This window comes from Limosilactobacillus caviae, from assembly GCF_014635905.1.
GTDB classification, from domain to species: domain Bacteria; phylum Bacillota; class Bacilli; order Lactobacillales; family Lactobacillaceae; genus Limosilactobacillus; species Limosilactobacillus caviae.
The window spans coordinates 92,487-115,752 of the sequence record NZ_BMDS01000003.1; the positions used below are offsets into that span (position 1 = coordinate 92,487).

At 36.4% G+C, this 23,266-nt stretch carries 17 protein-coding genes and 1 pseudogene; 10 read left to right on the forward strand and 8 right to left on the reverse strand.

Going from position 1 to position 23,266, the window contains the following annotated elements:
• Positions 1-20: 20 nt before the first annotated feature.
• Together IEU90_RS05265 and IEU90_RS05270 are read left to right on the forward strand one after the other, a co-directional pair.
• Entirely contained in the window at positions 21-230 is a 210-nt protein-coding gene (locus IEU90_RS05265; RefSeq protein ID WP_163705096.1) for a hypothetical protein, read from the forward strand.
• A gap of 97 nt (positions 231-327) precedes the next feature.
• The gene (locus IEU90_RS05270; protein ID WP_153710116.1) at positions 328-1,509 is read left to right on the forward strand and encodes an ROK family transcriptional regulator; all 1,182 of its coding nucleotides are present in this window, start codon (positions 328-330) and stop codon (positions 1,507-1,509) included.
• Positions 1,510-1,630: 121 nt separating this feature from the next.
• Here IEU90_RS05270 and IEU90_RS05275 read toward each other — a convergent pair whose 3' ends face one another.
• Positions 1,631-1,936: a hypothetical protein gene (locus IEU90_RS05275; RefSeq protein WP_225431292.1), complete on the reverse strand. Its 306-nt coding sequence runs from the start codon at positions 1,934-1,936 to the stop codon at positions 1,631-1,633.
• 98 nt (positions 1,937-2,034) lie between these two features.
• On the reverse strand, positions 2,035-3,432 hold the full coding sequence (locus IEU90_RS05280; protein WP_153710117.1) for a sugar porter family MFS transporter: 1,398 nt from the start codon (positions 3,430-3,432) through the stop codon (positions 2,035-2,037).
• A gap of 298 nt (positions 3,433-3,730) precedes the next feature.
• On the opposite strand from IEU90_RS05280, the gene IEU90_RS05285 reads away from it, so the two are divergent.
• The 6 genes and pseudogenes from IEU90_RS05285 (at position 3,731) to IEU90_RS05315 (ending at position 13,502) form a co-directional block, all read left to right on the forward strand.
• Complete coding sequence (locus IEU90_RS05285; protein WP_188357829.1) at positions 3,731-4,639, forward strand: AraC family transcriptional regulator; 909 nt, start codon at positions 3,731-3,733, stop codon at positions 4,637-4,639.
• 183 nt (positions 4,640-4,822) lie between these two features.
• The gene (locus IEU90_RS05290; RefSeq protein ID WP_153710118.1) at positions 4,823-6,850 is read left to right on the forward strand and encodes an alpha-glucuronidase; all 2,028 of its coding nucleotides are present in this window, start codon (positions 4,823-4,825) and stop codon (positions 6,848-6,850) included.
• Between the two features lie 30 nt (positions 6,851-6,880).
• A complete protein-coding gene (locus tag IEU90_RS05295) occupies positions 6,881-8,779 on the forward strand; it encodes a sialate O-acetylesterase (protein ID WP_188357830.1) in 1,899 nt (632 codons plus the stop codon).
• A 30-nt stretch (positions 8,780-8,809) separates the two neighbouring features.
• Positions 8,810-10,363, forward strand: a complete 1,554-nt coding sequence (locus IEU90_RS05300) for an MFS transporter (protein ID WP_153710121.1) — start codon at positions 8,810-8,812, stop codon at positions 10,361-10,363.
• Positions 10,353-11,990 (forward strand): glycoside hydrolase family 43 protein, encoded by a 1,638-nt coding sequence (locus tag IEU90_RS05305; protein WP_153710122.1) that lies wholly within the window; start codon positions 10,353-10,355, stop codon positions 11,988-11,990. Before IEU90_RS05300 ends, IEU90_RS05305 begins: the two co-directional genes overlap by 11 nt.
• 66 nt (positions 11,991-12,056) lie before the next feature.
• Positions 12,057-13,502 (forward strand): annotated as a pseudogene (locus IEU90_RS05315) (GH39 family glycosyl hydrolase).
• Between the two features lie 415 nt (positions 13,503-13,917).
• On the opposite strand, the gene IEU90_RS05320 reads toward IEU90_RS05315, so the two are convergent.
• Positions 13,918-14,619, reverse strand: coding sequence for an Rpn family recombination-promoting nuclease/putative transposase (locus tag IEU90_RS05320; RefSeq protein WP_229723603.1), 702 nt, complete (start codon positions 14,617-14,619; stop codon positions 13,918-13,920).
• Positions 14,620-14,894: 275 nt separating this feature from the next.
• On the opposite strand from IEU90_RS05320, the gene xylA reads away from it, so the two are divergent.
• Both xylA and xylB read left to right on the forward strand, forming a co-directional pair.
• Complete coding sequence (gene xylA, locus IEU90_RS05325) at positions 14,895-16,244, forward strand: xylose isomerase (RefSeq protein ID WP_188357832.1); 1,350 nt, start codon at positions 14,895-14,897, stop codon at positions 16,242-16,244.
• 123 nt (positions 16,245-16,367) lie between these two features.
• Positions 16,368-17,876 (forward strand): xylulokinase, encoded by a 1,509-nt coding sequence (gene xylB / locus IEU90_RS05330; protein WP_153710126.1) that lies wholly within the window; start codon positions 16,368-16,370, stop codon positions 17,874-17,876.
• A gap of 92 nt (positions 17,877-17,968) precedes the next feature.
• On the opposite strand, the gene IEU90_RS05335 is transcribed toward xylB, so the two are convergent.
• From IEU90_RS05335 to IEU90_RS05355, 5 genes are read right to left on the reverse strand one after another with little or no spacing between them, the layout of a single operon-like run.
• Positions 17,969-18,730: an ABC transporter ATP-binding protein gene (locus IEU90_RS05335; protein ID WP_153710127.1), complete on the reverse strand. Its 762-nt coding sequence runs from the start codon at positions 18,728-18,730 to the stop codon at positions 17,969-17,971.
• The gene (locus IEU90_RS05340) at positions 18,717-19,664 is read right to left on the reverse strand and encodes a FecCD family ABC transporter permease (RefSeq protein WP_153710128.1); all 948 of its coding nucleotides are present in this window, start codon (positions 19,662-19,664) and stop codon (positions 18,717-18,719) included. The genes IEU90_RS05335 and IEU90_RS05340 overlap by 14 nt, the downstream gene beginning before the upstream one ends.
• Positions 19,665-19,666: 2 nt before the next feature.
• Entirely contained in the window at positions 19,667-20,551 is an 885-nt protein-coding gene (gene isdE, locus IEU90_RS05345) for a heme ABC transporter substrate-binding protein IsdE (protein ID WP_153710129.1), read from the reverse strand.
• A 10-nt stretch (positions 20,552-20,561) separates the two neighbouring features.
• Positions 20,562-21,347: an NEAT domain-containing protein gene (locus IEU90_RS05350; protein WP_153710130.1), complete on the reverse strand. Its 786-nt coding sequence runs from the start codon at positions 21,345-21,347 to the stop codon at positions 20,562-20,564.
• The gene (locus IEU90_RS05355) at positions 21,334-23,142 is read right to left on the reverse strand and encodes an NEAT domain-containing protein (protein WP_188357833.1); all 1,809 of its coding nucleotides are present in this window, start codon (positions 23,140-23,142) and stop codon (positions 21,334-21,336) included. Before IEU90_RS05355 ends, IEU90_RS05350 begins: the two co-directional genes overlap by 14 nt.
• Between the last annotated feature and the right edge of the window lie 124 nt (positions 23,143-23,266).

Sequence of the window (23,266 nt, forward strand, 5' to 3'; positions counted from 1 at the left end):
TTTTTGTATGGAGAATGATTATGAAAAAAGATGAACTAATTGAACACCGTGACCGAGTTAAAGATCACTTAGTAGTATGGATTGTTTTAACAATTTGTCTGCAAATCCTCACTGTATTTCATATTTTAGCTTTTTTGAAATATGTAGTCTGGCTTTCGGCTGCTTACAGCGTACTGTTAATTATTTTATGGTGTTATTTAGAAATTAAACTATTGCGACTAAAACGCTAAACTAGTTCAGCCTTCTTTCGTGCTATAATAAAGCTAATTGTGCTGTATTAAAGGCATTACCGATATAAAATATTTTATTAATCAGAGGTAGCTAAAAATGATAAATGACCACCGTAATCTTTCACGAATACAAAATAAAAAACTCGTTTTGCAACAGCTATTTAATAATACTGAAACGTCACGAGCAGAGATAGCACGGCAGCTAAACTTAAATAAATCAACGGTTTCGTCAATATATGATGAATTAAATGAAGAAGGCTTTATTGAGGGGATTCGTCAGGGAGAATCGACTAGTAGTGGTGGTCGAAAACCACATCTTGTTAGTTTGAACCATAACTATGGGTATGTTGCAAGTTTTAATATTGGAACAACATATATGGCAGCGATGTTTAATTATCTCAATGGAGAAATTATTCAATATAGCCGTGAACCAATTGAAAAGTTTGATATTTTAAGCATTATGCAAATGATAAAAAAGGAGATAACAAAACTTCAACGTGTTGATTCAACCCAACATGGTTTACTAGCAATTGCATTTTCAATTCATGGGATTGTATATGATAATAAGGTAGTTGACTCACCATTTCTTGAATTGCAGGGTATTGACCTTGAAGAATATTTTAGTAAGGAATTTGACGTCCCGGTTGTTTTAGAAAATGAAGCTAATTTATCGGCAGTTTTTGAGCAAGACTTTGGTGTAAACCAAGATATTCGTGATTTAATAACTATTAGTATCCATCGGGGAATCGGTGTTGGTATTATTACAAATCATAGTTTATATCGTGGCTATCGCGGAATGGCTGGTGAAATTGGTAGGAGTTTAATGTCTAATGACTTAGATAGCGGATCACGGCAGCTTGTAAAAGTTGAATCCTTATGTTCTGAAGAGGCAATTATGCGCCAGATAATGGATGCTAAGAACTTAACCGCATTAACAAGTACCGAATTAGTTAAACTTTATCGTGAAGATGAGCAGGTGCAACAGATTTTAAATCATGCCGCTAATCTAATTGCAGAGGTTTCCTATAATGCAGTTGTGTCGTATGGACCAGAAAAAGTCTATTTTAATTCAACCTTGTTTGAAGATCTACCAGAAATATATGCAATGGTGCGGGATCGACTAGTAGAATTAGGGATATTTTCACCCATTCAGATGATTAAAGGATCACGAATGACATCACTATTAGGAGCAAGTTCGTTGGCGATTCACCGCGCTTTAGGATTAGATGATTATTTATTACATTTCAAATGGCCTAAAGAAGTAAAAAATGTCGATTAGAGACTAAAGATTAACACGGTCTCATTACTATTTTAAATATAAAGCAGCCTCTAGTGTTCAGATGTGCCGAATACTAGAGGCTTTTTCATTCTGTGTTAGAAAATTGTTATGTCAGTAATTATTAGATGAGACCGAAGCGGTTTTTAACAGCAGTATTAATGCAGTTAGCTAGCTTTTCTTTTACCATTTTCTCTGTTTCTGGGTCATCTACTTTATCCTTTTGATAGGCATCGATTACGATTGAAGCCATTATATGCTTAGGTTCGGAAAGAATCTTAACATTCATGTAATCAGAATTTTCGGCAGGAACATCGCTAAAAGTGAGAACGATTTTCTTATCGTTGACAGTAATTGTTAGATTACCGCCTTTACCAATCGTGTAATCTAGCTCGTCAGGAGTACAATCTTTATATGATATCATTGCCATTCTCCTTCCTATTGCTTATAACGACTTCATTATATCATAATTTGATTTATATTCGATTCAAAAAGCCGGCTTTGCAGTGTCGGCTAAATATTATAAATTTAATTTTCTTTTTGGACAGTAGTAGTTTCAGAAGATACGCCCTTTTGCTTCTTTGTTGCTTGATCGCGTAACCATTGTTCGATTGATTCAAGTGATTTACCTTGTGTTTCAAATACCTTTGAATGAACAAACCAAATAGCAAGAAGGCAGAAGACTCCGTAACCGATGAACAGTGTACCCTTACCGAAGAAACTAAGTAGGGGCGGGAAAGTTAATGAAACAATTGCATTTGCAGTCCAGTTGACACCAGCAGCAAAAGAATTTCCAAGGCCCCGAATGTTAAGCGGGAACATTTCACCAATCATTGTCCACATAATAGGACCCCAAGTACCAGAAAATGAAGCAATATAAATAACCATTGAAATAACAGCAATATCAGCAGCAAATTTTGAGTCGCTGGAATGCATTAATCCCCAACACATAATGAAGAGGGTAATGCCCATTAGCCAGCCACCAACGATTAACATTTTGCGCCGGCTAACTTTGTTCATAAGGTAGATTCCAATGAAAGTTACGATGACATTAAAGATACCGATCCAAATATGTGAAAGTAAGGCAAAGTGAACACCAAAACCGGCATCAGTAAAAATGGTTGGTGCATAATAAAGAACCGTATTACAGCCCATTACCTGTTGGAAAATAGCTAAACCAACCGCAGCGATTAATGCGGGACGAACCATTAGACCAAATAATTCTTTCCAACCGCCGGAAACGATTTCTGCTTGTTTTTTAATTTTAGCGATATCGCCATTAACAATGTCTTCATCATTATTGTTCATTGTCATTAAGACTTCGCGAGCAACGTTTTCTTTATCATTACGAATCAAGTAACGTGGCGATTCTGGAAGAATAATTGCACCAATAAATAAAATTGCAGCAGGTAAAGCCGCAAAACCAAGCATCCAGCGCCATCCAGTATAGATTCCTTGGAGGTAATAGTTAAGAATATAAGCTAAGAGCAAACCAGACATAATCATAAGCTGAAACATCCCGGACATCATTCCGCGCTTGGCAACCGGCGCTAATTCAGCTAAATAGGTAGGAATTAAAGATGAAGCGGCCCCAACAGCTAATCCAAGAATAATTCGTGTAAAAATTAAGGTCCAAAATTCAGGAGCTAACCCAGAACCTAAAGCCCCGATAAAAAAGAGAACAGATGTTAATAATAGCAGCTTTCGACGACCAAAGCGATCTGAGAAAGGCCCAATCGTAATAGCACCAATAATAGCACCGACAAGAACTGCTGAAACAACCCATCCTTGTTGCCAGGAACTTAATGCTAATTGCTTTTCAATAAAAAGAATGGCTCCCGAAATTGATCCGGTATCATATCCGAAGAGTAATCCGCCTAAGGCAGCAAAGAAATATATCCACCCTGATGATAATTTATGTTTCATGTTAAGTCTCCTAACTTATATACAAACAGTAATAAAAAAGTGTAAGTTAGTTGTTTGTATTAGTTAGTTTAGATAAATGACTAACTTTCGTGATAAAGTATAGCACTTTTTTTGCTTTTTTTGAAAGCGGTTCCTTAAAATGAATATAATAAATTATGGTCAGAATATAACAAATACTTAGATAAAAGATAAGTTACGAATTAACAAATTTAGGTTATAAATAGACCTAAACACGCAGTACTTTTTGACAGATAATATTAATGATGGGACAAAAAGTTAAAAGAAAGGAGTAATAAAGGTGCAAAACTTCATATCATTTCCGACAATTGAATCAGGATTATATATGTTTGGTGGTCATAAGCATACGGTAAATGGCGGGTGGACTTTTTTTGAACAGAGCCATCAAGTAATTGAATTAATGATTGTGACAAAAGGGCATCAACTTACGGAGATTAAGGACTCACGTGTAATTGATCTTGGACCAGGAGATGCTATTTTAATTGCACCGGGTACGTTGCATACAAATAGGAATGCAGATGATTATAAAAAGATGACGTATATGTGTTTGCATTTTGATTTTGAAGATGTTGAATTACGTTCAAAAATTATAGGCCTTTTAGCTAATAAATTGATACCAGCACATTCGGACTTAGCGCATATATCTGGGGAAATATTGAATGATATTGTTAATTTATGTAAGGATAAAGCTCGTCGAAATGACTTTGAAGTTCAAGTAGATATTGAAATTATACTCTTACAATATCTAAAGCAATTAAGTATTTTAGTACAGAAAATAAAAGGATATAATCTGCCATTTACCGATAAGGAAGCTAAAGTTGGACGAGATATTTCAGTCACAATTGAAGATTGGGTTAATAATGATGATGTGAATTCAGCTTTTACTTTTAGTGATATTTGTTCAAGTTTGCATATAAGTAGTGGATATGGTCACCGAGTTTTTAAGAAAGTTTATGGAATAACACCATTAAGGTTTATTGATAAGGAAAAGTATCGAAAAGCACAAAGACTCCTTGAATATTCAGGAAACTCAATTGAGGAGATTGCATATATGACTGGAGCTGCAAATATTTCGATTTTTAGTAAACAGTTTAAAAAATGGTCGGGATATTCACCAAGTGAGTATAGAAAACAAGTTTTGCACAAACGTACAGTTTATTCAAAAAATCAGACAGGGTATTTTGAATAGAATTTAATAAATGTTCATTATAGATGAGATCACAAATTGACAAATAATTGTCAGTTTATGATCTTTTTGCTTTTTGTGAAAACGGATACAATAAAAATGCAGATAAAGGTTGACTAAACTTTATCAGTTTAAACAACTAACTTTAAAGATTATTACTTAATAACTATAAAAGGGGTGGACTAATTGGATAGTGCATGGCTTAACAATAATAGAATACGTGAGCAATTAAAAAACGATGTATTTACACTATTGCCTAACCGAATAGCAGAAAATGATGTAGTAAAAAAGCAACTTTATACCGAAATTGTTGAGTGGCTAAAGTTACCTGTAACTTTTGATAAAGAAAATGCAAGTATTGTTCTGATAGAGGAGAATAATAAATATGATAATGATGAATCGTTTGATGTGCAGGAAAAGAATGGACAAATAATTATTATTGGGAATAACAGTAAAGCTCTTTTGTATGGCTTTTACTCTTTGATTCGAATGAAGTTAACTGGGAAATTAAAAACTGGAATTCATACACCTTCTCAAAGCTTAAGAATGATCAATCATTGGGACCAGACAGACGGTAGTATTGAACGTGGATATTCAGGAGCTTCAATTTTCTTTGGAAATTTTAACAAGCTAGATAATCCAGACAAAGGCAATTTTAATGTAAAACTTATAAATGGTGATATCTTCAGACATGATACTAAGAGATTAGTATATTACGCACGTATGTTAGCTTCAGTTGGGATTAATTCAATTTCAATAAATAATGTAAATGTTAGAGGACAGGGGATTGAATTAATAACAAATAAATATCTAAATGGTGTTCAAGAAATCGCTGATATTTTTCGGAAATTTGGTATTAAGCTTTTCTTATCAATAAATTGGGCAGCTCCTAAATTAATTGGCGGATTAGAGACTTCAAATCCGCTTGATGATAAAGTCAAAAAATTTTGGCGGGATATTTGTAAGAATATCTATTCGTATATTCCTGATTTTGGAGGCTTTGTTGTTAAAGCAGATAGTGAAGGAGAACCAGGACCGTATCAATATGGCTGTGATCATGCACAAGGAGCTAATATGTTAGCAGATGCTATAAAGCCTTTTGACGGATTAATTATTTGGCGGGCATTCGTTTATAATTCGCACCAAGATTGGCGTAATAGGAAAAACGATCGGGCAAAAGCAGCATTTGAAAATTTTGCGTCATTGGATGGAAAATTTTCAAGTAATGTTATTTTGCAGATGAAATTTGGGCCTATTGATTTTCAAACTGCTGAACCTTTACAACCATTATTTGGAAAGCTGAGAAATACAAATCAAATGATGGAATTTGAAATAACAGCAGAATATTTAGGGCATCAAATTGATATTAATTATGTTCTTCCACAATGGTGTAAGATGATTAATTTTAATACTGAGTATGAAGATCTGCCTGATCCAAAAGCGGGAGCAATACTAAGAGAAACAGCAGTAGATTCAAATAATACTGGAATTGCAGCTGTAGGGAATGTTGGAATGAGTGAACATTGGACTGGAAATCCATTAGCCCAATCTAATTTATATGGATATGGTCGGCTTTGCTGGGATAATCAACTATCTGCTGAAGAAATTCTTAAAGAATGGATAATACAAATGTTTCCGTCAATAAAGAAGGAGTCAAAAGATAAGATTTATTCAATAATGATTACATCTAATAAAACATATGTAGATTATTGTGCTCCATTAGGCGTGGGATTTATGGTAGTTCCTCATTACCACTATGGACCATCTGTTAATGGCTATGAGTATGATCGATGGGGAACCTATCATTTTGCAGATCGTAATGGTGTTGGTGTAGATCGGACGATAAAAACTGGTTCAGGTTTTGTAAGTATGTATTCTAAGAAGTTAGCAAATAAATTTGAAAATCCAGATACAACGCCGATGGATGTAATGCTATTTTTCCACCATTTAAACTACGATTTTATTCTCCCTAATAATAAGACTTTAATTCAAACGATTTATGACCTGCACTTTAGAGGTTATGAGAATGTGAAAAAGTATGTAAAACAATGGAATTGCTTAAAGCATGATATTGAAGAATCTATTTATGATACCGTACAAGTCTGTTTAAATGAACAGCTTAAAAACGCATTGGAGTGGCGCGATCAAGTTAATACTTATTTCTATCGAATGTCGGGAGTAAAAGATAGTTTGGGAAGAAAAATATATTCTTAAAAGTATTTAGTTAGAAAGAAGAAACAAAAAATGGAGGAGAGTCCAAGGTTAAAACTTTCATCATTACTTAGTGATGGGGCTATATTACAAAGAAACAAAATCAATACATTGTGGGGAAACTTTAAGAGGAACGCATTAGTGACTATAAAATTTGAAGATAAAGTATTATCTACAATATGTGATGCTAACGGAAAATTTAAATTAGACTTACCGGCTCATGAAGCAGGAGGCCCTTTTGAACTAATTATTACATCGTTAAATGAAAAGGTCGTTATTAAAAAAGTATATTTTGGAGATGTATGGCTACTGGCAGGACAGTCTAACATGCAATTAATGTTTAATCGTTTGTTGGAAAAGTATCCAAAAGAACTCAGTAAAGCTAAAGACAAGTTAATTCATTACTTCAAAGTTCCAGAACATTATCAATTTAATGAACCAATGACTGACATTTATGAAGGAAAGTGGTTTGACGCAATAAAAAATAATTTATTAAATGTATCAGGTATTGGATATTTTTTTGCAAAATATTTGCGAAAGTATTCCAATGTACCAATTGGAATTGTTCAAACAGCAGTAGGAGGAACATCAATTAGATCTTGGGTAAGTGAGGAAGTACTCAAGACTATAGGTGAAATGCCACATGATTATGATACGCTAAAAAATCAAGATTTAGTTAATCATTTTGTTAAGGAAAGTAATGTTTACCAAGATCAATATGAAGATGATAGAAATATGTTTGATTATGGACTGAAAGGAAGTTGGGCTAAAAATTCGATAGATTCTACTTGGCAAAGTATTGATATTAATAAGGATTTTCCTGAGAAATTTAAAACTTCAGGTGTTGTATGGCTAAAAACAACTATTGAGGTTCCTGAAAATATGGTTAATCAAGATGCTATCTTACATTTAGGAACTTTGATTGATGCTGATGAAACTTTTGTTAATGGAAAAAAGATAGGAGAAGTTAGTTATCAGTATCCACCTCGCCATTATAAAATTGGAAAAATTAAACGAAAAGTTGAAATAACCATTCGTCTAAAAATAGATCAAAAAATAGGTGGATTTAGAAAAGGAAAGAATCGTTATATTCAAATTAATAATAATATTCTAGATTTGAATAAATGTAATTGGTTTGCAAAGAGAGGATGTTCAATGCCTAGTCGCAAACAATGGTTTTTTCCACAATACCTACCTTCAGGACTTTTTAATGGCATGATTTATCCGCTAAGAAATTTTTCATTTAATGGAATTATATGGTACCAAGGAGAAAGTGATACTCATGAGCCTGTAAATTATGGGAAAGTATTTATCAAGCTGATTCAAGAATGGAGAAAAATATTTAGCAATGTCAACCTACCCTTTTTATTTGTTCAGTTACCAAACTGTGGCATTGAACCAAACCATAATTGGGGAAGATTAAGAAGCGAACAGGAAAAGGCATTGGTTTTGGATAATACAGGAATGGCAGTAACTATTGGTGATGGTGAAGATAACGACTTACATCCCTTAGATAAGAAAGTAGTTGCAAAAAAACTTTTTGAATTAAGTGAGAGAATCAAAAAGTGGACGCATGGATGTGCATCAGGACCAATAGCTGATCAAGCATATTTAAATAACGATGGAGTAGTTATTAAATTCAATACATTTGGTAGGAAATTAGTAATAGATGAAAGATTAATATTTAAATTATCACAATGTGGAACTCTGTATACTTTAAACAAGTTTCAAGTTAATGATGAAAATATAGTAGTAAAAATTCCTGAAGATATAAAGATTAAAGATGATGCAGTTATTAGTTATGCACAAGAAAATACTGCTCATCCCAACTTATTTGATACTGATAGGAATTGTGCCGCACCGTTTAAACTAAAAATTAATAATTACTATCATATTCCAAGTGTTCTGACACACGTTTTAGAAGAAATGTAAGCGCTTTTATAAGGACGGAGTGAAAAAATAATGAATGAGATAAAAAACGGACAGTCTAGTGGACGAAAAGTTGGTATGGGGACGTCAATTGCTTTTGGGTGTACTGATATGATGGGTGGCGGATACGGTGCTCTAGTTGGTGCATATTTAATGTTCTTCTTTACGACATTTTGTAATTTATCAGCATTAGAAGCTGGATCGATTATAGGACTAGCTAAGGCCGTAGATTCAATTACATCTATTATTATGGGAAGATTATCAGATACATTTTGGAGAACGAAGCTCGGTGCTAAATTTGGTCGGCGTCACTTCTTTATCTTAATAGGTTCTCCACTAATTTTAATTACCTATACCCTACTTTGGATACCTGGTGGTGGATATTGGTATTATTTAATTGTTTATTGTTTAGTAGAGGTAGTAGTTACCATGGTCTTGATTCCTTATGAAACATTACCCTCTGAAATGACTACAGACTTCAATTCGCGTTCAAAAATGTCAACAACTCGAATGTTTTTCTCTGGTGCAATCACATCAGTTGTTACTTTAGTTGGTGGATTCTATATTCAATTATTAGGACAGCATAATCCATATGCTTATACAGCGACAGGTGTTACATTTGCTGTGCTTTTCTCAATTGCTTGTTTAATTACTTGGAAATTTACATGGGAGCGGCCTTTAAATGAGATTAAGGCAACTGCAGATCCGAGTGAGGCTCATCAAAATTTAGCGCAATTTTTCTGGACTGCTTTGAAGTCATATTTATCAACTCTCAAGGTAAAGGCATTTCGGCAACATATGTATTTATACTTATTGGGAGTTACTGCGCAAGATTTATTCTCAGGAGCTTTTATTTACTTTATTGTGTTTGGTTATGGGTTATCAACTTCAACAGCATCTTATCTACTTTCCTTAGGTATTATTGGACTACCTTTAACGCCAGTAAACTATTGGTTATTTACACGATTAGGTGCTAAAAAATGCTATGTACTTTATTTTGGATTAGTAATTGCTGGCTTAGCAGCATACTACATTATGTATCTTATGAACTTAACTCATAATACATTAATCGTTGCGTTAATTATTGTTTCTACAATTTACTTATTCTTTAAGGGTGGTGCCTATTCAATTCCTTGGAATGTCTTTCCATTTATTCCTGATGTTGATGAAATTATGACTGGAAAACGTCGGGAAGGTGAATTTGCAGCAATGATGTCATTTATCCGTAAATTAACTTCAGGATTAGCAGCAGTATTTTTAGGCTGGGTGCTTTCTGCAAATGGATTTAAGAGTGGGGCGGCAGTGCAATCTCTACAGGCAACTCATGCGGTTGTATATACTTTGATTTTTGGTACAGGAATTTTAACACTTCTTGCAATGGCTATTGCGGTAACATTTAATCTTGACGCTAAAACTCATAAAGTGTTGATTGATGAAATAGAGCGATTAAAAGCTGGTGGAAAGAAAGCAAATGTTTCACCGAAAGCCAAGGCAGTATGTGAGAACCTTACTGGTGAAAAGTATTCCGATTTATGGCCGGTTTCAAACAATAAGGTAGAAAAGAAGGAAACAAGCAATGAAAATTAAAAATCCTGTTTTACGAGGCTTCAATCCCGATCCTAGTATACTTCGTGTAGGTGACATGTATTATATTGCGAACTCAACATTTGAATGGTTTCCAGGAGTTAGATTACATTCATCTAAAGATCTGGTTCACTGGAAGATGTTACCTTCGATTTTAGATAGTAAAGAATTAATCGATATGACTGGTGATCCTTCATCTGGAGGAGTATGGGCGCCTGATTTATCATATGCTGATGGGAAATTTTGGCTAGTATTTTCTGACGTAAAAACTGTGAATGGTCCTTTTAAAGACTGCATTAACTATTTAACAACAGCAAATAATATTGAAGGGCCATGGTCAAAGCCAATAAAATTAGATGCAACAGGATTTGACGCCTCTTTATTTCATGATACTGATGGGAAAAAGTACTTGGTTCAACAGACATGGGATCAACGTGAATATAAGAATACATTCAATGGAATAACATTGACGGAGTTCGACCCCTTATCTCAACGATTGTTGCCACAAACAAGAAAAGTTATATATAGGGGAACTGATGTAAAAGTTCTTGAAGGCCCGCATGTGTATAAAATAAATGGCTATTATTACTTATTTGCAGCGCAGGGAGGAACTGGCTGGTCTCATCAAGAAATTGTAGCTCGATCCAAAAGTTTAGTACTAGGTACGTTTATAACGGAACCAGATGGGCCTTTTATTACGAACTTCGATACGCCTGACTTTGAGCTTCAAAAGCAGGGGCATGGTTCACTAGTAAATACACTTGATGGTGAATGGTATTATGCGTCACTCTGTAGTCGTCCATGGCACCATAAAAATGAGTCTGCTTGGGACCCTCGAGGCTGGTGTACTTTAGGAAGAGAAACTTCTATTCAGAAAGTAGAATGGGATTCAGATGGATGGCCTAGAGTTGTTGGGGGACATGGGGGACTTATTAGTGTTCCAGGTCCCCATGCTGACAAAAAATATTTAACTAGTAAGCCAAATAATTCAAGGCACGATGAATTTTTATCGTCAAAATTAGACAATGATTGGCAAACTTTACGTCAGCCATTTACTAAAAAATTAGGATATATAAAAAATAAAAAACTAGTGCTAAAAGGAAATCAATCACTTTCGTCGCTGTTTGATGTTTCATTGTTAGCATCTAGATGGCAAGCATTTAATTTTGATGCAACTACAAAGATTAAATATGAGCCATACAGTTATCAGCAGATGGCAGGATTAGTTAATTTCTATAATGATAAACATTATTCATGGGTATTTATTACCTATAATGAAGTAACTAAACATAGGGTTATTGAAGTGGCGCAAAATAACAATAATATATACACTTCATTCTTAAAGGATAATGCTGTTGAAATTCCTAATGAGATTAAAGAGGTATGGTTAAAGACATGTATTAGAAAGGATTATTACTACTACATGTATTCGTTTGATGGAAAAGATTGGAATAGGATATCTATTGATTTAGATGCAGCCATTTTGTCGGATGACTATGTTATGCAAACGTCGGGCGGATTTTTTACAGGAGCAATGGTAGGGTTAGCATCTGTTGATTGTACTGGCTTTGAACTTCCAGCAGAATTTGATTATTTTGATTATAAAGAATTAGATGAAAATTTGCTGTAGAGTGTGATTAAAAATACACCTTATCCAGTATGGGTAGGGTGTATTTTATACAAGGGGATGAATTTTATGAGCGAGTTTATAAATAATGCGTTTCGATGCATTGGTACAGGCAGACTAAGCCTTGCTTTAAGAAAAGAATATATTAATGAATTAAGGTATATTCAACGAACCATTGGCTTTAAGTATATAAGAGGACATGGTTTGTTTTCAGACGATATCGGAATTTATCAAGAAAGAGAAGAAAATGGTAAGTACATTATTGAATATAATTTTAATTACTTAGATCAAATAATGGATTCTTTTAAAACATTAAACATAAAACCCTTTCTTGAACTAGATTTCATGCCAAAAAAGTTAGCTTCAGGTAAAGAAACCGTATTTTATTGGAAGGGAAACATAACACCACCAAAGAATAACAATGAATGGGTTAAATTGGTTCAAAATACATTGAAGCATTTGTTGAAAAGGTATGGTAATGATGTATTAGAATGACCGATAGAAATATGGAATGAACCCAATTTGACTAACTTCTGGAAAAATGCAGACAAACAAGCGTACTTTAATTTTTTTGAAGAAACCTTTAATGCGATAAAAAGGGTAAATAAGCACCTTAAGGTCGGAGGACCTGCAATATGTGGGGTTAAAGATGAAGAATGGCTACAAGATTTCATTAGCTTTTGTGAGAGTGAAAAACTTGACATCGACTTTGTAACTCGTCACTTTTATACAGTAAATGTAGTACCAACAGAAGGACACTATCGATATCCTAATCTAAGGAAATTGAAAGATTCACTAAAAGAGTTAGAAAAATCACGTAAGATAATTGATAGATCTAAATATAAAAATTTACCAATGTATATTACTGAATTTAATACATCTTATAGTCCTGATGCACCACTTCATGATACAGTTCATAATGCCGCTTATACTGCTGATATGCTATCTAAATTAGGTGATACTTCTGAATTATATTCATATTGGACTTTTGGCGATGTTTTTGAAGAAAAAGGAATACCATTTACTAATTTTTACGGTGGCTTTGGTTTACTGGCTGAGCATAGTATTTGCAAACCCACATATTGGACATTCTATTTCTATAATCAACTATATCAATATCTTGTTGAAAAAACTGATAATTGGATTATTACTAAAAACGGAGACGGTGAGTATACCGGAATCATTTGGAATTATAAAAATGAAGAAGGCTATGGTCAAGATATTAATGTTTCCATTCCACAAGTTAATGGTAAATACAGTTTAGTACTGGAAAAAGTTGATGAAAAGCATGGTAATCCACTATTAATATGGCATGGGTTAGGAGAGCCTGCGTCATTGACAAAAGAAGAAGTAAAAGTATTAAAGGATTCTGCAGTTCCTGAAATAACAGCGAAAATGGTATCTAATTTGAAAAATGCAAAAATCAAAGTATGTCCAGATTCGGTTGAATACTTTAAGATGAAAAAGATATGTGGAAGCCAGGACACTGGTTATAGTTATTCAAAATTAATTTAACAGGGAATGAAAAATTGTATCTATAGTAGTGACAAAATACCATGTAGCACTTGAATTTAAGTGCCACATGGTATTTTTATATTATGCTTAATCTTTTAAATACTTTTTAATCTCAGTGTCGGTTAACCTATATTGTGTTTGTATTTCTTTAGCAATAGTTACTGAATCAATGTTTAAATGTTGAAGAGAATTAATTAAATTTTTAATTCCCTTTTCACGTTCAGTATTAATAGACTCTTTGATTTGCTGTTCTGTCTTTTCAACTTCTTCAGCTATTTTCGTAATGTTTTCAGCTTTTTTCTTAAGCTTAATACTTTGCCTCTTAATCTCGGCATCTCGTTTCTTAATCTCAGTAGTCTGTTTCTTAATTTCAGCAGTTTGTTTCTTAATCTCCGACTCTTGTTTCCTAAGTTCCTCAGCCTTTTTCCTTTATCTCTTCTTCGTGCCGCTTTTGATCCATTTCGTACAATGAGAGTCGCATATACTCCGCCCTCCATTTCCGATTGTGCTTAACGTACTTCATCCTTTTCTTTAATTTTACGACAAGCTCATCAGTGGATTCAACATTGCGTTGGGCAATCATGTCCAAGAAATTTTGCATCTTTGGACTCACATCGTGCCGCTTAGATCGAATGTCAAATAAAATATCGGTCTCACCATCATCAATAACTTTGTCAGTCATTCCGGTAATCTGTTTTTTTAATATATACTGCTGGCGATTAAACCCAAACGGATCAAAATTGCAGAAGAAAATGACATAGGAATCATCAACATTATCATAAGGTTCACCTTTATTGTAGGATTCCATCGTGCTAGCGGTCTGATAGTAGCGAATCCGCTTCGCCAAGTTGTCCGCCCTGGCGACCTGCATTTCAATATCATAGTGATTGTTATTTTCGTCTGTTGTGTAAATATCAAAACGAATTGAATGAGCATCTGGGGCAAAAGAAATCTCCTGCTGGGCATTTGGAAATTCAATCCCCTTAATCTCCAGCTGTGGTAAGATTCGTCGCAGCACTTCTAAACAAATATCATGATCAATCATCACCTTGCTAAAGATATAATCGTCCGTTAAATCGGCATCTTCCCACTTTTTACGCAATATAATTTTGTCCATTATTTCACGGCTCCTCATTAATTTTTAGGAGACTCTTTTCCAGCCCCACTAACTTATATATACGTAAAAAATTATCTTTTACACTTTTTGATTTAATTGTTTACTTAGTATACTAACTACAAAAAACTTAATAGTAATTCTAAACAATGTGTCCTATATAAATTGATCTTTTTATATAAAATTTAAGAAAGGGTTTACAAAGCAATTCAAAGGGTATATATTAAGAATTGTAAGTTAGTTGTTTATACAAACTAAATGAATAGGAGGCCGTAAACATGGCTGATTTATGGAAAGATATTAATAAGATTGAATACGAGGGACCACATAAGGATATTAAGTCTGGATTGTTCTACCAGTACTACAATCCAGAAGAAGTTATTTTAGGAAAGAAAATGAAAGACTGGCTTCGTTTTGCTGTTGCATATTGGCACACGTTTGATCAGCGCTTAGTTGATCCGTTTGGTGATGGAACCGCCCAACGGCCATATGACAAGTACAGTGACCCAATGGATTGCGCTTTAGCTAAGGTTGACTATGCTTTTGAATTCTACAACAAGTTAGGTGTTAACTTCCTTTGTTTCCATGACCGAGATCTTGCTCCAGAAGGCGATACGCTTCGTGAAACTAACAAGAATCTGGATAAGGTTGTTGATAAGATTGTTGAATATCAAAAAGCAACTGGCATGAAGGTTCTATGGAACACTTCAAACCTCTTTACAAATCCACGTTTCTTAGAAGGTGCGGGTACTGCTCCATCAGCTGAAATTTATGCTTATGCAGCTGCACAATTAAAGCACAGTCTTGAAATCGGTAAGCGGGTAGGTTCTGAAAACTATGTATTCTGGGGCGGTCGTGAAGGTTACGAATCACTTTGGAACACTGATATGAAGCGTGAGCAATCACACATTGCTAAGTTCTTCCACATGGCTAAGGACTACGCTAATGAAATCGGCTTTGATGCTCAGATGCTTCTTGAACCAAAGCCAAAGGAACCAACTACTCACCAATATGACTTTGATGCTGCAACAACAATCAACTTTATGCGTGAGTACGGCCTTGATAAAGACTTCAAACTTAACCTTGAAGGAAACCATGCTAACTTAGCCGGTCACACTTACCAACACGAAATTCGGGTTGCTCGTGAAGCTGGATTATTAGGTTCACTTGATGCTAACCAAGGTGATAAGTTAATTGGTTGGGATATTGATGAATACCCATCAAACTTATATGAAACTACTGCAGCTATGTGGGAAGTTATTGAAAATGGTAGTATTGGACCTCGTGGTGGACTGAACTTTGATGCCAAGCCACGGCGGACTTCATTTACACCAAAGGATCTTTTCTATGGTCATATTGTTGGTATGGATAGCTTTGCTGCAGGTCTTCGCGTTGCTGCTGCAATGAAGGAAGACGGCTTCTTAGATGATATTGTTAAGAAACGTTACGCTACATGGGATGAAGGTCTAGGAAAGAGCATTGAAGATGGCAACGAAAACTTTGCTAGTCTTGAAGAAAAAGTTATTGATACGCCACAAAGTGAATTAATTGCTGCTACTCACTCCGACCACCTTGAAGAAATCAAAGATACAATTAATCATTACATTATTGAAACGCTTGCTAAATAATTAACATTACCTATCAATCCACACATAACAAGCGCTCACTCAATACGGTAAAAAGTTATAATAAAAGGGCCGAGGCAATCAACTTTGCTCCGACCCTTTTACTAACAGAAGGGAATGAAAGAAATGAATGAGTATGTAATCGGCGTCGATTTGGGAACAAGTGCTGTAAAAGTTTCAGCAATGGATCATGATGGAAAAATTATTGCTCAGCAAAGCTACGGCTATGACCTTCATCAGCCACACCCTGGTTATAGTGAACAGGACCCTCGTGATTGGTTATACGGAACAACAATTGCGATTGACCGTCTGATTTTAAGAGATGGGATTAAAGCTGAGGAAATCAAAGGAATATCTTTCTCTGGACAAATGCACGGGCTAGTATTACTAGATGCAGATGGACAAGTATTACGTCCTGCAATGTTATGGAACGATACGCGGACCACTAAGCAGTGTGAAGAAATAAAGACAGCGATGGGGGATAAGTTCATTGATATCACTGGTAACCGTGCATTAGAGGGATTTACGCTTCCTAAATTATTATGGGTAAAAGAAAATGAACCCGAAATCTGGGCGAAGGCAAAGAGCTTTCTTTTGCCTAAAGACTATGTTCGCTATGTAATGACTGGTAAACAGGCAATTGATTACTCGGATGCAACGGGGACGGTTTTATTTGATATTAAAAAGAATGCGTGGAGTAAGGAAATTTGTGATACGTTTGATATTCCAGAATCAATGTGTCCGTCTTTAATTCGGTCAATCGATGAGGCAGGGACGATTACGGATTCATATGCAATGTTTTCAGGGCTCAAGACGACTACTAAGGTCTTTGGCGGTGGTGGTGATAATGCTTGTGGAGCCGTGGGAGCAGGAATCCTAAAACCTAATATGGTGATGAGCAGCATTGGAACATCTGGGGTAATTTTGAAATATGAACCGGATGCTAATGTTGACTATCATGGTGCATTACAGTATGAATGTCATGCTATTCCTGATACTTATTATTCTATGGGGGTTACACTTGCTGCGGGACATTCTCTGAATTGGTTTAAGCATACTTTTGCTAAGGATGAAGACTTTACAGAAATGGTAAATAGAGCCGCTAAACGACCGCTTGGGGCAAACGGATTGATCTTTACACCGTATATAGTTGGTGAACGGACACCCTATGCCGATGCGGATATTCGTGGGAGCTTTATTGGCGTTGATAGTATGCAGAATAAGTATGATTTTGTTCGTGCTGTAATTGAAGGAATAACCTTTAGCTTCCGTGATATTTTGAATATCTATGATCAGCATGGTCAAGACTTTGATACGGTTGTTGCTATCGGGGGAGGAGCTAAAAGTGACTTCTGGTTGCAACTACAAGCAGATATCTTTAATAAAAAAGTAGTGTCCCTGACTAATGAACAGGGTCCTGGCCTGGGTGCTGCTATGCTTGCTGCTGTTGGCCTTGGTTGGTTTAATTCATTACAGGATTGTGCAAAGAAGTTTGTTCATTTTGGCAAGGCATATGAACCGCAACCTGAAACAGTAAAGAAGTATGATGAATTGTACAAAATTTATCATCAAATTTATGACCAAACAAAAGGCCTTAGTCATCAGATAATGAAACTGCGAAATAGTTGGGATTAGAGAAAAATTGACTGTTACATAAGCATCATTTTTGACATAAAAAGTGACCTCTAAAGTTCGGTAAAGCTGAACTCTAGAGGTCATTTTGTTTCCTAATATTGGTATAAAATGGGTCCATCCGCAGTCTGAATCTTTTTACAGTTAACCTTAAAGTGTTCTTCAATACGTTTGGGGGTTAATACTTCTTCGGGCTTGCCCTCTGCAATGATTTTTCCATGGTTAAAGAATAGACAATAGTCGCTATATTGAAGCGCTTGGTTAAGATCATGAACAATCATAATAATTGTTAAGTGTTCATCGGCGTTTAATTGGTGAAGGAGTTTGAGAAATTCAATTTGATAGTGTAAATCAAGATAGGTAGTAGGCTCATCGAGAAACAGATAAGATGGTTGCTGATTGAGGGCAAGAGCAAGCCAAACTCGTTGTTGCTGTCCGCCTGAAAGGCTATGAACATAACTATCCTTTAAGTCTGTAAGCCCAAATTGATTAAGTAATAGTTCAGTATTATGACTTTCTTCTGGTAAGTCACTTAGAAGAGACTGGTAAGGCAAGTGTCCAAACCGGACTAGGTCTGTGACAGTTAAATCATCATATAAATCATGGTGTTGGTGCACAACTGCAATTTGTTTAGCGACTTCTTTTCCTGTTAACTGCCAAATGTCACGATTATTTAGCAAAACTTTCCCCGCCATGGGCTGAATAGCACGTGTAAGAAGCTTAAATAGTGTTGACTTGCCGGAACCATTGGGACCAACGATCGATGTGATTTGGTGGTCAGGGATGGTTAGAGAAAGCCTCGTGATTAAGGGTACAGAGGCTGAATACTGATAGCTTAAATCTTTAGCTTGTAGCATTAGTTGAATCTCCTTGTGGCTGTTTGGATAAGATGAAAATTAAGAATGGTCCGCCGATAATTATTAAAATGGTAGCTGCTGGGATCTCACTTGGTTGGATAATTAGCCGGCCAAGGGTATCTGCAAAGAGGAGCATCCACCCGCCAGCGAGGATTGAGAAAGGAATTAAGTGCCGATAATCGTGGTCGAGTAGCCAGCGGCCGATATGAGGGATAATAATTCCAATAAAAAGGATTACGCCCGCGCTTACTGTAACGGTGGTCGCAAGGAAAACAGCAACGGCGAGGAGACCGCTTCGTAAGCGAGAAGCAGATATTCCAAGTGAACCTAATTGTGCATCATTGACTTTAAGGTAGTTGCACCATGGCGTAATTATAATGGCAGCCATTAAACCGATAAGTCCCAGAATAACGAGCCAAAATGTGCTTGTCCACGTTATGGTGCTTAATGAAATATTGCTTCTTCCCTGACTAACAGGAAATACTTCCTGGATTCCCGTAAAAGTGGCATTGAGGGCAACCCCAATCAAGATAAGACGGTAAGGATTCATTCGCGGTTGGAAGTGGATAAGAATAAAAAGCGCTAGAAAGCCGCCGATAAAGGCCATGAGGAATTGACCGGTTAGAAAGCTTGGCAATATTAAAGCACCAATAAATTGAAATAGGGAGGCACCGGCAGAAATACCCATAAATCCCGGATCAGCAATCGGATTACGGAGTGCCCCTTGAAAAAAAGCCCCGCTAACGGACAGCGCGGCTCCAGCGATAAAGGCTGCGATTATTCTTGGTAACCGGATATTAAAGATAGTATTTAATTGTGTTGCGTTCATTTTGAAAATACTAAAGTGGCTTGCACCATTCGTTAATGCCACCCAGAAAGTAATAAAGATAAGAGTTACTAAGGTTACGTAGGTAATAATATTTCGTTTTTTCATGGTTATTTAGTTGGGTAAAGCCATTTGCTTACTTGGCGAATAGCTTGTGGTTCGTTCATGTTAGCAGAGGCATTGAAGGTCGGCTGTTGTAAGTCATATACCCGCTTGTCCTTAACTGCTGGCATAGTTTTCCATACTGGATTTTGGGCGAATTCTTTTTCAAATTGTGGTTTAGTAACATTCGGCAAGGCGTGCTCTAAACGGAGAATGACATCTGGATGTTTAGTAGCAAGCGAGTCGTTACTAGGATGGATGTATGCTTGTCCTTTGGCAGAATATACATTTTCTCCACCGGCAATTTTTACAAGGTCACCAACATATGAGTGGTCAGTCGCAATCATATAACCGGCACCCGGCATCCCCATCAATACTAATACTCGTGGCTTTCGACCATGAATTCGTTCTTTAACGTCGGTAGTTGCCTGGTCAATTTTTTTAATTTCGGCATTGGCCTGGCGTGTCCGATAGTATTGTTTGCCCAGTGATTGAAGAGTACCTTTAAGCTGGCTAACAGTATCTAATTTAAGGTATACAACGTGGATGCTTTGTTCTTTAAATGATTGGTTGTACTGATCTTTCAGTGTTGATACCGCATAAACAGTAGTAGGGTTAAGGGAGGCAATCTTCTCAACGCTTGGTGACATGGGACTACCGATTTTTGGAACATTTTTATATCTGGCGGGTAGTTTTGCCTGCGTTGTTGGAACACCGACTAGTGGAAGGTCTAGCTTGGCAAATATTTCAGTGGTTGCGGCACTAGTAGTAACAATTCGTTGATTTTTAACTGCTTGCCGGTCAAGAAAATATTTTGTTCCTACTCCAACCCCGACAGCAAGAATTAGAAATAAGCCCAGAGCAATTAAAATTAATTTTTTTGAACGGTTCATATAATCCTCCCTAATGACGTGGAATATGTTTTGATGCGCTGCGAACAAAGTAGATTGCAGCAGCAAGAATAATTATGATCCCAATAATTCCACCGACAATGACAAAGTAGAATAAACGCTGGTTGCGGGCATTAGTTGCTTGGACTTCCGCATTTTGCCTAAGTGTTTGTCGAGCAAGCTGACTTTCTTTCTTCTTCGCTTGGGAAGACTGAGCAGCTGCCTGCGCATTGAGTTTATTTAATTTGCTTTTAAGGTTTGGGTCGTTCACGCCGCTTGCTATGTTATTAGTATTACTTGGCGAGGTAGCAGTATTAGTATCGCTTGCTTTTGTTTCGTTACCGGCTGCGCCCTGTTTTCCATTAAGCGCTGGCAACCCGCTAGTATCAAATTTGAAACTAATATTGTGATTAGCTTTATATACTCCTGGCACATCAATTGCAATTGAACTGCTAATTGTTCTATTAAGATTCTTGGTCGTAAAGGAGTAGGTGTAGTCATAACCGTTCCCGTGTGATTTTGATACGTTTTGCGGTGATTGTCCATCGATGGTTAGGACTGTTACTGGCCATGCACCGAGATCTTCACCAGTATGAATGGTCATAGTTACAACGTATTGATTTCCGCTAACATTTACTTGGGCAGGACGGGCGTAGTAGCCATCTGCCATTGAAGTTTGGCTAGTACCGTATTTAAATGTCTGATAGTTAATGTTTTGTGCTTTCGCGGTCGCTCCTCCGCTAAATAGACCGATTAGCGTAATTACTGTGATTAATAATAATTGCTTACTTATCTTCATGATAGTTTCCCCTTACTTTTTTAATGAGCTGGTGGTGCCAAATACTTGCTCCGCCGATAATGATAAATGCTGTTCCTATAAAACCAAGAAGTGCTGCTAAAATTGGGTAATCGACTTGGCTATTGTGGACTAGGTGTTTAAGGGTAGGGTTAACCTGGTATTTGGCAAGCTGCTTTTTGGCTGCTTTTAGGTCGAAGGGATGATTAGTGGGCGGAACAGTATTTAATGCTGTTTGTACTAAACTGCCATTTCCCGGGTTACTGCCTATTGGTGAATTGATAGCACTGCTGTTAGCAGGATCGCTATTTGCAAGAATATTATCGCCAGTGCCGCCATTCATTGCTGCCAAGGCATTAGGACCGCCAGTTGAGGTCTTGCCAAAGATGAACCAAACGTTAAACGTCTGATTATTGATGTTTGCAATGGGGACGCTTATCCGAATTGACCCAGCAACAGGGTTATCAAGTGCGGTGTAATCGTTGATGTGAAAAGTATAGTGCCATTCGTCAAGTCCGTTGCTTTGAGCCGCACTCACTCCTGTAATCGGTCCTGCTGCCATCCTTAGTGGAGTAAAACTTACTAACCCATGCTTAACACTAACTGTTAATGTTACATCGTAGCCATTATTACCGGTTTTTACAACGTGGGCAGTGTGGGTATAGTAGTTATTTGCTTCTGAATTTCCAGAGCGCTGACTATTGAGTACGGTATATTTGACGTCTTGAATAACTTTATTTGGATCAATTGCATGTTGGCCGGTAACTGCCGGTGTGCTAGCAACGGATGGTGTCGTTGAAATAGCTGGTGGGGTTGTGATTGTTGTTGGATGCTGGGGAGTTGTAAATAAAGCAATTGCTTCTTCATTCATGTTGCCCATTGGAGTGCTAAGAGCAAAGTACAGCTTTCCTTGTCCAGCTTTGATAACATTTGAACTAACACGATAGCTATAATTGACCTGGTCGCCGTTTCGACTGATCTTGTCAGGCAACTGGTTATTAAATTTCATTTCTTTGATAAAATTACTGCCGTTTGTTAAATGGAAAGTAAGCAGGTAATCGTTTCCCAATGGATTAATTGAAACGTGGGAAGAAAAGAATTTCTGAGCAGCTGATTCTTCCTGGGGATTTGATGCTTTTACAATTTTTAGTGAATATTCATCATTATCCGTTGAGGCCTTTATTGGCTGCTGAGGCTGTTTTACGGGAGTACTATCCTGATGTTCGTTATTAGTGCGACTGTTTGAATCGCTATTTTTGGGGGGATCCGTTGGTGTTTGATTATTATTGGTTGTTGGTTGAGTAGGCTTATCGTTGGTTGAATGCTTTTTTAGCTTTGATAGGTCAAGGAGAAGATTAGCCTTTTGATTCATTTCCCCCATTGGCGTGTCTAACTGCATATCAACAATGTATTTTCCGCTGTTATTCGGTAAAGATACAGTAATATCGGCCTGCTGACCATTTTTTTGGATATTAGCGGGCTTGTCGTTTCCCTCTATCTGAATCTGCTTGAGATAATCAGCTCCATTATCCATGTGCAGGATTAGTTGCAAATGATTATCCTTAACTTGAACTTTTACTTGTTGAGCAAAAAAGTTTTGTGCAACCGAGTCTTGCGTTGGATCGTCAGCTTTCTTAAACGCGCCCGTAACTTCATATTCCCCATCTTGGTACTGTTCATCTGCATGGACAGTTATTGCAGGAATGAGTGGAGTGAGAGCGATGCAGGTTGGACTAGTCAGTAAAGTGATACTGGCAAGTAGCGAAAACCAGGTTGAGCTTGTAAATGAGTGCTTCAAAGTTATTACTCCTCCTTGATTAAGCAAATGATAAAAAAGTGAAGGATTAAATTTTGTTTAAAAATAATTTCTCCACCGCCTATTTTAGCAGACTTATCAAACAATTTGGGAATTAAGTTTTATT